At 60.3% G+C, this 12,716-nt stretch carries 8 protein-coding genes and 1 other RNA gene; 5 read left to right on the forward strand and 4 right to left on the reverse strand.

Going from position 1 to position 12,716, the window contains the following annotated elements:
• Positions 1-3: 3 nt before the first annotated feature.
• The 4 genes from pheA to gyrA all read right to left on the reverse strand — a co-directional run bounded on the left by pheA (position 4) and on the right by gyrA (position 5,675).
• Entirely contained in the window at positions 4-1,086 is a 1,083-nt protein-coding gene (pheA, locus tag PATSB16_RS13050; protein ID WP_047214547.1) for a prephenate dehydratase, read from the reverse strand.
• Positions 1,087-1,159: 73 nt separating this feature from the next.
• Positions 1,160-2,257, reverse strand: coding sequence for a 3-phosphoserine/phosphohydroxythreonine transaminase (gene serC, locus PATSB16_RS13055; protein WP_047214548.1), 1,098 nt, complete (start codon positions 2,255-2,257; stop codon positions 1,160-1,162).
• 166 nt (positions 2,258-2,423) lie between these two features.
• Positions 2,424-2,993, reverse strand: coding sequence for a DUF2059 domain-containing protein (locus tag PATSB16_RS13060; protein ID WP_047214549.1), 570 nt, complete (start codon positions 2,991-2,993; stop codon positions 2,424-2,426).
• A 96-nt stretch (positions 2,994-3,089) separates the two neighbouring features.
• A complete protein-coding gene (gyrA, locus tag PATSB16_RS13065; protein ID WP_047214550.1) occupies positions 3,090-5,675 on the reverse strand; it encodes a DNA gyrase subunit A in 2,586 nt (861 codons plus the stop codon).
• A gap of 408 nt (positions 5,676-6,083) precedes the next feature.
• On the opposite strand from gyrA, the gene ompA reads away from it, so the two are divergent.
• The 5 genes from ompA (at position 6,084) to ssrA (ending at position 12,549) form a co-directional block, all read left to right on the forward strand.
• The gene (gene ompA / locus PATSB16_RS13070; protein ID WP_047214551.1) at positions 6,084-6,752 is read left to right on the forward strand and encodes an outer membrane protein OmpA; all 669 of its coding nucleotides are present in this window, start codon (positions 6,084-6,086) and stop codon (positions 6,750-6,752) included.
• Between the two features lie 145 nt (positions 6,753-6,897).
• Positions 6,898-7,593: a bifunctional 2-polyprenyl-6-hydroxyphenol methylase/3-demethylubiquinol 3-O-methyltransferase UbiG gene (gene ubiG / locus PATSB16_RS13075; RefSeq protein ID WP_047214552.1), complete on the forward strand. Its 696-nt coding sequence runs from the start codon at positions 6,898-6,900 to the stop codon at positions 7,591-7,593.
• Positions 7,586-8,272: an HAD-IA family hydrolase gene (locus tag PATSB16_RS13080; protein WP_047214553.1), complete on the forward strand. Its 687-nt coding sequence runs from the start codon at positions 7,586-7,588 to the stop codon at positions 8,270-8,272. The genes ubiG and PATSB16_RS13080 overlap by 8 nt, the downstream gene beginning before the upstream one ends.
• A 55-nt stretch (positions 8,273-8,327) precedes the next feature.
• Positions 8,328-12,158 carry a DUF748 domain-containing protein gene (locus tag PATSB16_RS13085; protein ID WP_047214554.1) on the forward strand — a complete coding sequence of 1,277 codons (3,831 nt, stop codon included), beginning with the start codon at positions 8,328-8,330 and terminating at the stop codon, positions 12,156-12,158.
• Between the two features lie 31 nt (positions 12,159-12,189).
• Positions 12,190-12,549, forward strand: a transfer-messenger RNA (tmRNA) gene (ssrA, locus tag PATSB16_RS13090).
• Positions 12,550-12,716 lie beyond the last annotated feature (167 nt).

The raw sequence follows: 12,716 nt of genomic DNA on the forward strand, positions 1-12,716 counted from the left end.
CGCTCAGCGAGCCTGGGGATAGGAACCGAGCACTTTGCAGTACGCGGCTCGTTCCTCGAGTTCCGCCAGCGCGCCGGCAATCTTCGGGTCGGCGCGATGACCCTCGATATCGACGTAGAAATAATATTCCCACGCACCGCTCTTGGCCGGCCGGGATTCAAAACGAGTCATTGAAACGCCATGCCGCGCCAGCGGCTCAAGCAGACCAAACACGGCACCCGCGCGGTTGGCCACGGAGAGGATCAGTGAAGTTTGATCACGCCCGCTCGGCGCCGTATCGAGGGTGCCGATAACAACAAAGCGGGTTCTGTTATGTGGATCGTCCTGAATATGGGCCTGTGCGACCTGCAGACCATACTGGGCGGCGGCCGCATCGCCGGCAATGGCCGCCACGGTGGCATCGACGCTGGCCAGCCGAGCTCCCTCTGCGTTGCTGGATACGGCACGCCGCTCCAACTGCGGCGCATTGGCGCTCAGCCAGTGCTGGCACTGAGCCAGCGCCTGAGGATGCGCACAGACGGACGTAACCCCCGCCAAGTTGCCACTGAGTGTCAGAAGGTTGTGATGAATCGGCAGCGCCACTTCGCCGCTGATCGTCAACGGCGACTGGAGCAGCAGGTCGAGCGTGCGCGAGACGGCGCCTTCGGTGGAATTCTCGACTGGCACAACCCCGAAATCCGCGGCTCCGGCCTCAACCGCGCGGAAGACCTCGTCGATCGACGCACAAGGTTGCTCCTGAACGCTGCGCCCAAAATATCCGAACGCGGCCTGCTCGCTGTAGGTTCCGGACGGCCCCAGGTAAGCGACTGCCAGCGGCTTTTCCAGCGCTCGGCTGGCGGACATGATTTCGCGCCAGATCGCCGACAGGCTGTCATTGCCGAGCGGTCCGCCATTCGAGTCCTGCAAGCGAGCGATCACCTGTAGTTCGCGCTCAGGCCGAAAAACCGGCGCGCCCAGACGCTTCTTGACTTCGCCGACCTCGAGCGCCACTGCCGCGCGCTGATTCAGCAGCTGGAGCAGTTGTTCGTCGATTACGTCGATTTTTGCGCGCAGCGGCGCAAGTAATGCGGAGAGTTCGTCTGCCATCAATCTATCTTCGTTGAGCGAATGTGATCGGTGCCGCGCTCGGGAAAGACTCCGCGCGCGGGGTGCGCCGGTGTCAGCCGTGGCTGCGTTCAAATTCTCGCAGGTAGTCGACCAGCGCCTGCACGCCCGCGAGCGGCATCGCATTGTAAATCGACGCCCGCATGCCACCCACGAGCTTGTGCCCTTTGAGTTGCAGCAGACCACGCTCTCGCGCGCCGTCCAGAAACGGCTCGTTCAACCGCTCATCGGCCAGGAAAAACGGCACGTTCATGCGCGATCTGCAGGCCGGGGCAACCTGAGTCCGATAGAAATCGCTCTCATCCAGGCATCGATAGAGCGTCTCGGCCTTTGCTTTATTGCGCTGCTCGATGGCTGCCAGGCCACCTTGCCCCTTGATCCACCGAAACACCAATCCGGCAATGTATATCGCATAGGTCGGCGGTGTGTTGTACATGGAGTGGGCTTCGGCAACGGTCTTCCAGTCGAAGGCCGACGGGCAGACCGGCAATGCACGTCCCAGCAACGCTTCGCGCACGATCACCAGCGTCAGACCGGCCGGCCCGATGTTCTTCTGTGCACCGCCATACATCACGTCGAATTTCGACACGTCCATCGGCCGGGAGAGAATATGCGACGAAACGTCAGCCACCAGCGGCGTATCGGGCAGCCCGGCCGACTTCAGATCGGGGGTCCAGAAATATTCGACACCATGGATCGTTTCGTTCGTGCAGATGTGCACATACGCGGGATTCTTGGACAAACGCCAGGTGTCCTGTGGCGGAATCGCCCTGAAACCGTCGGCCTCGCTGCTGGCCGCAATATTCACGGAACAATACTTGCGCGCTTCCTTTTGGGACTTGATCGACCAGGCGCCAGTGACAACGTAATCGGCTTCGTGCCTGTTGCCCAGCAGATTCATCGGCACGATGGCGTTCTCGGCCAGCGCCCCGCCTTGCATGAAGAGGATCCGATAGTCGGACGGCACCGCCAGCAACTCGCGTAGATCCGCCTCGGCCTGCCCGATGATCGACGTGAACTCCTTGCCGCGATGGCTCATTTCCATCACGCTCATGCCCGAGCCATGCCAGTCGAGCATTTCCGCAGCGGCTTCGGTCAGCACTTCGGGAGGAAGCGCCGCAGGACCCGCCGAAAAATTATAGGGCCGTGTCATTGCTGTTCAAGGGAAAAATTGAAACGCAAAAGGATGCGCGGACCCGAATCCGCGACGCCTCTTGCGTTTCAACTCTACTCGGGGGACGCACTGGGCGCCACCAAAACAATAATGGCCGCCAGCAGTCACCCGCAAACGGCCATTATCGATCAAACAGACAGGAAAATCACTTCGCCGGTTTGACGGCAGCGACTTCCTTTTCGGCCAAAGTGCGCGTTGCCTGGATGGATTGCGGCATGTATTTGCGCATCAGACCGCCAACCACATCCTGGCCGACCTTATCCTGCACCTGGATGTACTTCTGCCCGGTGGGGCTCTTGTAGAACTTGGTCAAGTCCTTGATTTCGTTGGTCGTGTAGTATTTTGCGTAAGCGTCATATTGCGCCTGGATCGCGTCGTTCTTGAAGTTGTCGGTGGTGAATACCTTGCCGGCCTGATCAACCAATTTCGGAACCGCTTCTTTCTGCAAAGTCGGAACGGCAGCCCGCTTTTGCGCTTCCGTCAACGACTTGTTCTGCACCAGCGCCTGCTCGAGAATCGCCGGCACCATTTGCTTCGATTGCTCCTGGGCACCTTCTCCAATCGCCTGCACCAGCTTGTCGGCGTCGATTGCACCGAGCAGATCCTTGATTGCGGCGCGCTCGCCAGCATTGACCGATGTGCTTTGCTGAGCCATCGCCATCGCGGGTACAACCAGCAACAACCACATCCACTTCTTCAGGTTAATGAATCGCATTATTTGGGTAACTCCATTACATAATTCGCAGGCAAATCGCCTGACATGTTGAGATGCGTTCTCGTTCGAGATTTCGCTTGCCAGTACAATCGACCGTTACGATTTGAGGTCGGCTTCATCCACCTCACCATCGGTTTCAGCGATCGGCTGCAATCCCGATAGTTTGGTGCCCTCGTCCAGACTGATCAGCGTCACACCCTGGGTGGCGCGCCCCATTTCCCGGATTTCAGCGACCCGGGTCCGGATCAGCACGCCGCCAGTCGTGATCAGCATGATCTCGTCGTCGGCCTCGACCAGTGTAGCAGCTACGACCTTGCCGTTTCGCTCGCTGGTCTGGATAGCAATCATACCCTTTGTGCCTCGGCCGTGGCGCGTATATTCAACAATCGACGTACGCTTTCCGTAACCGTTTTCGGTGGCGGTCAGCACCGACTGCTGCTCATTCTCCGCCACCAGCAGCGCGATGACCTGCTGACCGTCTTCCAGTTGCATGCCGCGCACGCCGCGCGCCTCCCGCCCCATCGGGCGCACGTCGTTTTCGTCGAAGCGTACCGCCTTGCCGGCATCGGAGAACAGCATGACGTCGTGCGCTCCGTCCGTGATCGCGGCGCCAATCAGGATATCTCCGCCGTCGAGATTGACAGCGATGATGCCGCGCTTCATCGGCCGGCTGAAGGCCTCGAGCGGCGTTTTCTTGACCGTTCCCAGGCTGGTCGCCATGAAGACGTACCGGTCTGCAGAAAATTCCTTGACCGGCAGCACCACGTTGATCTTCTCGCCGTCCATCAGCGGGAACATGTTGACGATGGGCTTGCCGCGGGAATTGCGCGAACCCTGTGGCACCTCGTACACCTTCAACCAGTAGACGCGACCGCGATTGGAGAAGCAAAGTATCGTGTCGTGAGTATTGGCGATGAACAGCGTGTCGATCCAGTCGTCTTCCTTGGTCGCCGTTGCCTGCTTGCCGCGCCCGCCGCGTTTTTGCGCCCGGTACTCGGACAGCGGCTGGGATTTGATGTATCCGGCATGAGACAGCGTCACGACCATGTCCTGCGGCGTGATCAAGTCCTCCGTGAAGAGCTCGGTCGCATTGAGTTCGATCCGCGAACGGCGCGCATCGCCGAACTCGGCTCGCGCAGCACTCAGCTCCTCTGCAATGATCGTGGTGATACGCTCCGGTGACGCCAGGATATCCAGCAGATCGGCGATCTGCGCCATGACTTCCTTGTATTCCGCAACGATCTTGTCCTGCTCGAGCCCGGTCAGGCGCTGCAGTCGCATCTGCAGGATTTCCTGCGCCTGCGTATCCGACAGGCGGTACAGGCCGTCGACCTGCATGCCGACCCGCGGATCGAGCCCATCGGGCCGGAATGCCGCCAGCCCGCCAGGCGTGTCGGCCTGGGCACGGCCAAGCATCTCGCGAACCACCGAAGAATCCCAGGCCCGCGACATCAACTCCTGTTTGGCAACAGGCGGCGTCGGTGCGGCCTTGATGATGGCGATGAATTCATCGATATTGGCCAGCGCCACGGCCAGGCCCTCGAGCACATGGCCACGCTCGCGCGCCTTGCGCAGCTCGAAAACGGTGCGACGCGTAATGACTTCGCGGCGATGCGACAGGAAATGCACCAGCATTTCACGCAGATTGAGCAACTTCGGCTGGCCATCGACCAGTGCCACCATGTTCATGCCGAAGGTGTCCTGCAGCTGGGTATTCTTATATAGATTGTTGAGGACAACCTCGGGCACTTCGCCACGCTTGAGCTCGATCACGACGCGCATGCCGCTCTTGTCGGACTCGTCGCGGATATCGGAGATGCCCTCCAGGCGCTTCTCATTGACCAGCTCGGCAATGCGCTCGAGCAACGAACGCTTGTTTACCTGGTACGGCAGCTCATCGATGATGATCGCCGTGCGCTGCCCTTTGTCCATTTCCTCGAAATGCGTGGTAGCGCGCATCACCACGCGGCCGCGGCCAGTGCGATAACCGTCGCGCACGCCTGCGATGCCGTAGATGATCCCGGCGGTCGGGAAGTCGGGCGCTGGGATGATTTCGATCAGCTCGTCGACCGTCGCCTCCGGGTGCTTGAGCACGTGCAGACAGGCGTCGACCACTTCATTGAAATTATGCGGCGGAATGTTGGTGGCCATCCCGACGGCGATCCCGGACGACCCGTTGATCAGCAAGTTCGGGATCCTGGCGGGGAGGATGAGCGGTTCCTTTTCGCTGCCGTCGTAATTGGGGCCGAAGTCGACAGTTTCCTTGTCGATGTCTGCCAACAATTCGTGGCCGATCTTCGCCATCCGGATTTCCGTATAACGCATGGCCGCCGCGTTATCGCCATCGACCGAGCCGAAATTGCCCTGGCCATCCACCAGCATATAGCGCAGCGAGAAATCCTGCGCCATCCGAACGATCGTATCGTAGACCGCAGAATCGCCGTGCGGATGGTACTTACCGATCACGTCGCCGACGATACGGGCGGACTTCTTGTACGCCCTGTTCCAGTCATTATTCAGTTCGTGCATCGCGAACAAAACACGTCGATGCACCGGCTTGAGGCCGTCCCGAACGTCCGGGAGGGCTCGCCCCACGATCACGCTCATGGCGTAATCGAGATACGAGCGGCGCATCTCTTCTTCCAGCGATATCGGGAGCGTTTCTTTGGCGAACTGATCCATTATTGGTTTCTATCAAGCGTTTATCGCGATAGGAAGCTGCGCGCGACATTATCCAAACATTCTAACATGCGCGACCATGCGCTCCGGAGTCGCCACGGTCCTTATCGGCAAGCTCTCACGGGTCAGAAAATAAAATCCGCAAACTTAGGAGTCGACCTATTGAAAATACCGACGTCCAACTGTTGCTCTCAAACCACAATCACGCGCAGAAGGTTTGGCAAGCTGGGTTTTTTTTAGCGTCAGAGAAAAGCTCTATGGCAAAATGCCGGTGCATAAGTTAGACATTACTCGAAGTGTACGTAGCGGCTCGCGCCGGTTCGGCGATGCTATACTTCGAGCGATGTAAGACTTGTTCCGTCGTCTAGGCTCGCAGTAAACCTGCGGTAATCTCATTTCGAGAGGAGAAATATGAATAAATTCGCAAAGCTCGCGATTGTTGCAGCTACCGCAGTGATGGCTGCATCCGCAATGGCTGAAAGCTACGTTCAGACCGCACCCGGTCCGATCGCTGCGTCGAAGCAAGCCGTCAACAGCAACTGGGTCAACGGTAGCGGCCAGTGGGTATGGAAGAACGGTTCCGACGAACTCTGCTGGCGCGATGCTTTCTGGACTCCGGCGACTGCCAACGCGAAATGCGACGGCTCGATCATTGCACAAGCTCCGGCTCCGGCACCGGCACCGGCCCCCGCAGTTGCTCCGGTCAGCCAAAAGGTCACCTTCCAGGCTGACGCGCTGTTCGACTTCGACAAGGCTGTCCTGAAGCCCGAAGGCAAGGAAAAGCTGAGCAACCTGGCCGCTCAGATCAAGAATGTGAATCTTGAAGTCGTGGTCGCCACCGGCTACACCGACCGCATCGGTTCCGATCGTTACAACGATCGCCTGTCCGTGCGTCGCGCCGAAGCCGTCAAGGCATTCCTGGTCAGCCAAGGCATCGAAGCCAACCGCATCTACACGGAAGGCAAAGGCAAGCGCGATCCGGTCAAGACCGATTGCCATCAACGTAACCGCAAGGCTCTGATCGCTTGCCTGGCACCGAACCGTCGCGTGCAAGTCGAAGTGGTCGGCACCAAGAAGTAAGCAGCCTGACTTCGAAAAGCCCTGCTCCGGCAGGGCTTTTTTTTTGCCATGAGCAAGAACCGTTCGCTATACTGGCCTCGATAAGCCTTGTCGGGGCTGTAATGCCCGCAATCGCCTCGCCTGACCGCCTCTTGAAAAAGACCGCATGAACGCCGATCCTCAAGAATTGCAGAAATTCAGTGAACTGGCCCACCGTTGGTGGGATCCGCATAGCGAATTCAAGCCTCTCCACCAAATCAACCCGCTCCGACTCGACTGGATCGAGCAGCACGTCTCGCTTGCCGGCAAACAAGTCCTCGACGTCGGCTGCGGAGGCGGCATCCTGACCGAATCGATGGCGCGCCAAGGCGCCCAAGTCAAAGGCATCGACCTCTCGCAAAAAGCGCTCGGCGTGGCCGATTTGCACAGCCTCGAGAGCGGCCTGACCGTCGCCTATGAGGAAATCGCCGCCGAAGCGCTGGCGGCCCGCGAGCCGGGCCACTACGATGTGGTGACCTGCATGGAGATGCTCGAGCACGTGCCGGACCCCGCCGCCGTGGTCGCCGCGTGCGCCACACTGGTCAAACCGGGTGGTCACGTGTTCTTTTCCACATTGAACCGAAATCTGAAGGCGTATCTGTTCGCCATCATTGGTGCCGAGTACATGCTACGCCTGCTGCCGCGAGGCACTCACGACTACGCCAAATTCATCCGCCCAGCCGAATTGGCGGGTTTTGCGCGCAACAGTGGGCTGCAATTGATCGACATCAAGGGTCTGACGTACAACCCACTGACCCAACGCTACGCGATCAACGACGATACCGATGTCAATTATCTGATTGCCTGTACGCGAGATGCCTAAATTGCCTCACCCGATCCGCGCCGTGCTCTTCGACCTCGATGGCACGCTGGCCGATACCGCGCCAGACCTGGTCGCGGCCATCAACAAGATGCGGCTCGCGCGCGCCATGCCGGCGCTGCCGTACGAATCGCTGCGCCTGCTGGCTTCGCATGGCGCCCGTGGACTCGTCGGCGCGGCCTTCGACCGGCAACCGGGCGACGACGAATACGAGCCGCTGAAGCAGGAATTCCTGGCCAACTACGCCGACGCCTTATGCGTCGATACGCGCCTGTTCGACGGCATTCCGACCGTGCTCGAGGCGCTCGAGCAAAGAGGTATGCCCTGGGGTATCGTCACCAATAAAATCACTTGGCTGACAACCCCCCTGGTGCGCCAACTCGGCCTGAGTGAAAAGGCGGCCTGCGTGGTTTGCGGCGACACCACGCCCCACAGCAAGCCTCACCCCGCCCCGCTGCTCTACGCCGCCGAACAAATCGGCATCCTGCCCGAGCACATCGCCTACGTAGGCGATGACTTGCGTGACGTCCAGGCCGGCAAGGCAGCAGGCATGCCCACCGTCGCGGCAGCCTATGGTTATTGTGGCGACGGCTTGTCACCTGTCGAGTGGCAAGCCGATGCACTCGTCAAAGCGGCCGTGAACCTGATGGACCTGCTCGATACGACAAGCGTGTCGGCCTGACTGTTTCCCAGTCTTCCTTGCTGAGATCGCGCAGCAACCCCGCAAAAGGAAAACCATGGCTGATCCGGCGCACAACCCAACCCGCTCGAACATCGTTCTCCAGCGCGTCAAGGCGGTCGGCCGATCGCCACGCACCCGCAAGGGCGGTCTGATAGCCCTGGTTGTCGTTCTTCTGTTCGGCTTGGTCACGTTCTTCGGTGTTCCGCCGCTGATGCACCGGGTCGTAGCGCAGAAACTCAGTCAATGGCTCGAGCGTCCGGTCTCCTTCGGCGATATCAGCGTGAACCCGTACACGCTGCGCCTGGATGTCCACAACGTGCATATCGGTGGCCGTCAGGCAGGTCAGCAGTTTGTCGACATCGGACTGCTGCACGTCGATGTCTCATGGTCATCGTTATTCCGATTTGCTCCGGTCATCGACGAATTGACCATCGATCGCCCGAACATTCACATCGTCCGCACGGCCGAACAGCGCTTCAATTTCTCCGACCTGATCGACAAGGCGACCCAGGGCCCCAAACCCAAGGAGCCCAGCAAGCCGGCGCGTTTTGCCATCTACAACGTACAAGTGCATGACGGCACGATCCAGTTCGATGACCGCGTTCTCGACACGCAGCATCAAGTACAGCACCTGCAACTCGGCATTCCGTTTATCGCCAACCTGCCGTCCGACACCAACGTCTTCGTACAGCCGCTGCTGCAAGCGACCGTCGACGGCAGCCCGCTCCACGTGAGCGGCAAGCTCAAGCCGTTTGCCTCGTCACTCGACTCCATCGTCGATCTCAAACTCGATCGGTTCGACGTGCCGCGCTATCTGGGGTATGTGCCTGCCGCGCTGCCATTCGACCTCAAGCAAGGTACGCTGTCGGCCGACCTGCACGTTCAGTTCGTGCGAACCGGCAGCACGCCGAATATCACGCTCAGCGGCACGCTCGGCATGGACAACGTGGATTTGCGCGACACTCACGGCGCTGCGCTCGTCACGCTCAAGCATGCCGAGGCCAACCTGGGCGACGTCGAACCGCTACGCAATTTCGTCCATTTGAATGCGGTAAGAATCGACGGCCTGGCACCGACCGTCACCATCCAGAAGGACGGCAAGCTCAATTTCCAGCAACTGCTCGCCACACCCCGCGCCGCCGCACGCACCGCTCCGACGGCAGACGCGACGGTCGCAGTCGCGAAGCCCGCGGCGGCGGCTCCTTCGGCTCCATCGGCGACGTCCGTGGCGGCCGCTTCGTCGCCCGCGGCATCGTCCGCCGCAGCGGCAAAGACAGCGCCAAACACCGCGACCAAGGCGGCCACGCCCACCCCTCTCGATCTGGCAATAACCGCATTCAACCTGACCAACAGCACCCTCCATTACCGTGACGAGCGAGCCGGTCCGGCCGCCGTTGCCACGCTGGACAACATCCATATTGCGCTCAGAGACGTGCAAACGCTTGGCAACGCGCCAGGCAGCTACGATATCGGCGCGCAATTGTCCACGGGCGGAAGTCTGGCGGCGCAGGGCGGATTCACACTCTCCAGCGCACAAGCCAACGGCGACATCGCGCTGCACGACATCACGCTGTCGGCGCTCCAGCCGTTGCTCAAACCCGTTTTCGCTGGCGACATCAAGGGCGGCACACTCTCGGCCCGAGCCAAATTCAAAGGCCAGTTCGCGACCGGCAAGCCGGACCTGCAAGTGGCCCCCGCCAGCATCGCGCTCGATCGCCTCGATCTGCGCACCCCCGACAAACGCGACGCCCCCCTCAAGGTCGCCGCGCTGGACGCTCAACTGACGAGTTTCGACCTGCTTCGCAAACATGTGGACGTTGGCAGTATTACGGTCAAAGGGCTCGACGCAGCAATTCGCCGCGAACATGACGGCGCCATCAACCTGCTCAAGCTCGCCGCGGCCGCACCCGCGCACGACAAAGCCGGCGCCCCGGCCAAGGCGCCCACGCGACACGGCGCGGCGCCCGCAGCGGAGCAAAGCCGCAGCAACCCATGGCAATGGCAAATCGGCGCGCTGGGGCTGGAAAATGCCGCCGTCAGCTTTGACGACGAAGCGGTTACCGGCCGCCCGGTCAAGGTGCGACTCACCGCACTCAACGCCAAGGTGCAAGGTATTTCGCAAGACCTCGCCAAGCCGCTGGCCGTCGAAATCAATGGAAAGGTCCAACCCCGGGGCACGCTGAATATCACCGGCACGGTAAGCCCCGAGCCACTCAAGGGCGCCCTGACGGTGCGCACGCAAAGCCTCGATCTTGCGGCGTTCGAACCGTACATCGACACGACCTTGAACGCCTCCATCGCCAGCGCGCTGCTGAGCGCCCAAGGCAAGCTCGGGTTCGCCAGGCCACATGACAAGATAGAAGTCAGTTACCTTGGCAATGCAACGCTTGGCAATGTCTTGATGCGCGACAAGCTGACTTCCGAGAGCTTTCTGCGCTGGGGAGCGCTCAACGCCGAGCACATCGATTTTCGCTATGGCATGGGTGAGCCCAAGGTTCACGTCGGCGCGCTGTCGCTCTCGCGCTTCTACTCGCGCATCATCATCAACAGCAACGGCCGGCTCAATCTGGAAGATGTCGTTGCGAAAAAAACCGAAGCGCCAAAATCGCTGACGCGCGCCGAGCCTCAAGGCACGCCGGCGACACCTGCGCCCGCCCCGGCCAGTGGGCCCGTGGCGGGGGCGGGTAAAGTGATTCCGGCCGACATCGCGATCGGACGGGTCACGCTGCAAGGCGGGCGCATCAACTTCACCGACAACTTCATCAAGCCCAATTACACCGCCAACCTCACGCAAATCGGGGGCAGCATCGGCGCCTTCGGCACGCGATCCACTGCGCCGGCCGACGTCGTACTCAAAGGAAGCGTGGATAACGACGCGCCGATCAACATCGACGGCAAAATCAATCCGCTCACGCCGATGGCGTTCGTCGACCTCAAGGCCAAGGCCGATGGCATCGAGCTTACCAACCTGACGCCCTACTCGGACAAATACACCGGCTATCCGATCGAAAAGGGCAAATTGAGCCTCGATGTTCACTACCTGCTCGACCAGGGCAAGCTGACTGCCGACAACCATATTTTCATCGACCAGTTGACCTTCGGCGACCGGGTCGAGAATGACACCGCCACCAACTTGCCGGTCAGGCTCGCGGTCGCCCTGCTCAAAAACTCGCGCGGCGAAATCGACGTGCAAATTCCCGTCTCGGGATCGCTGTCCGATCCGCAATTCAGTCTGGGCAGCGTGATCGTGCGCGCCTTCGTCAACCTGATCGTCAAGGCCGTGACCGCGCCGTTCAACCTGCTGGCATCGGCCTTCGGCGGCGGCGATCAGCAGCTGGGCTTTGTCGCCTTTGCCCCGGGTTCGTCGACGCTGGACGAGGCCAGCATCAAAAAACTGGAAACCCTGGTCAAAGCGCTCAATGACCGACCGGCGCTGCAACTCGACATCATCGGCCGGGTCGACCCGAACAAGGATATTGAAGGACTGCGCAAAGCCAAGGTCATGCGCCTGGTGCGCGCCCAAAAACGCGAGGCGTTGATCGCCGAGGGAGCCAACCCCGACACCGGCCCGATCACGGTCGCCCCAAATGAATACAATAAGTACCTTGAATTAGCCTACAAAGCAGCCAAGTTCCCCAAGCCGCGTAATTTCATCGGTTTCGCCAAGTCATTGCCGCCGGCCGAGATGGAAAAGCTCATGGCCGCCAATATGACGGTCACCGAGCAGGATCTGCGCGCGCTCGCCAATGCCCGCGCCAACGCGGTGCGGGAATGGTTCAATGGCAAGATCGCCGCCAACCGGCTGTTCGTCGTCGCCCCCAAACTCACCGCCGAAGGGATCAAGGACAAAGGTGACACCACCAGGGTTGATTTCTCGCTGAAATGACCCATCTATGGGATAATTGCAGAACACACACGGGGCCGACCTGGTTTCGACGTGGGTAGTGAAGCAATTCAGGGCATACCGAGGACCCGTCACCTCGTAAATCAATGGGAATCAACTAACTGCAAACGACTCTCGTTTCCAGCTGGCCGCTTAACACCGGCCAACCTCGCACTAGCCTGCTGATGGGGTAGGGTCGCAAGACCGCGCGAGGTCATTTTCATCAGATCGTGCCAGATGGCGTCGCGACGTCCGGTACTAAAACCTAGCGAATCGCCGTGCCGAAGCGTGTTCTGTCCGCGTCGGAACGGTTAAATCAAAAGACAGGACTAAGTATGTAGAACTGGTTGCAGAAGACTTACGGACGCGGGTTCGATTCCCGCCGGCTCCACCAACACAGCGTCAAGCGACACCAAGGTTTGACCCAAAACCCCGCCCAGCCCGGCTGCGCGGGGTTTTCCTTTTATCGCCCCGTCCATCGCCATCCCTTCACAGGGAAGGCAGGGGCATCCCGCTTTCCGGAAAATCGGTTGCCCCGTGCTCCTGAGCGGCGTCGAACGA

Origin of the sequence: Pandoraea thiooxydans (assembly GCF_001931675.1) — a bacterium.
GTDB classification, from domain to species: Bacteria; Pseudomonadota; Gammaproteobacteria; order Burkholderiales; family Burkholderiaceae; genus Pandoraea; species Pandoraea thiooxydans.

What these genes read in the sequence shown, in the direction of transcription:
- pheA (WP_047214547.1), bottom strand. Translation starts at nt 1,086, where the DNA reads ATGGCAGACGAACTCTCCGCATTACTTGCGCCGCTGCGCGCAAAAATC.
- serC (WP_047214548.1), bottom strand. Translation starts at nt 2,257, where the DNA reads ATGACACGGCCCTATAATTTTTCGGCGGGTCCTGCGGCGCTTCCTCCC.
- PATSB16_RS13060 (WP_047214549.1), bottom strand. Translation starts at nt 2,993, where the DNA reads ATGCGATTCATTAACCTGAAGAAGTGGATGTGGTTGTTGCTGGTTGTA.
- gyrA (WP_047214550.1), bottom strand. Translation starts at nt 5,675, where the DNA reads ATGGATCAGTTCGCCAAAGAAACGCTCCCGATATCGCTGGAAGAAGAG.
- ompA (WP_047214551.1), top strand. Translation starts at nt 6,084, where the DNA reads ATGAATAAATTCGCAAAGCTCGCGATTGTTGCAGCTACCGCAGTGATG.
- ubiG (WP_047214552.1), top strand. Translation starts at nt 6,898, where the DNA reads ATGAACGCCGATCCTCAAGAATTGCAGAAATTCAGTGAACTGGCCCAC.
- PATSB16_RS13080 (WP_047214553.1), top strand. Translation starts at nt 7,586, where the DNA reads ATGCCTAAATTGCCTCACCCGATCCGCGCCGTGCTCTTCGACCTCGAT.
- PATSB16_RS13085 (WP_047214554.1), top strand. Translation starts at nt 8,328, where the DNA reads ATGGCTGATCCGGCGCACAACCCAACCCGCTCGAACATCGTTCTCCAG.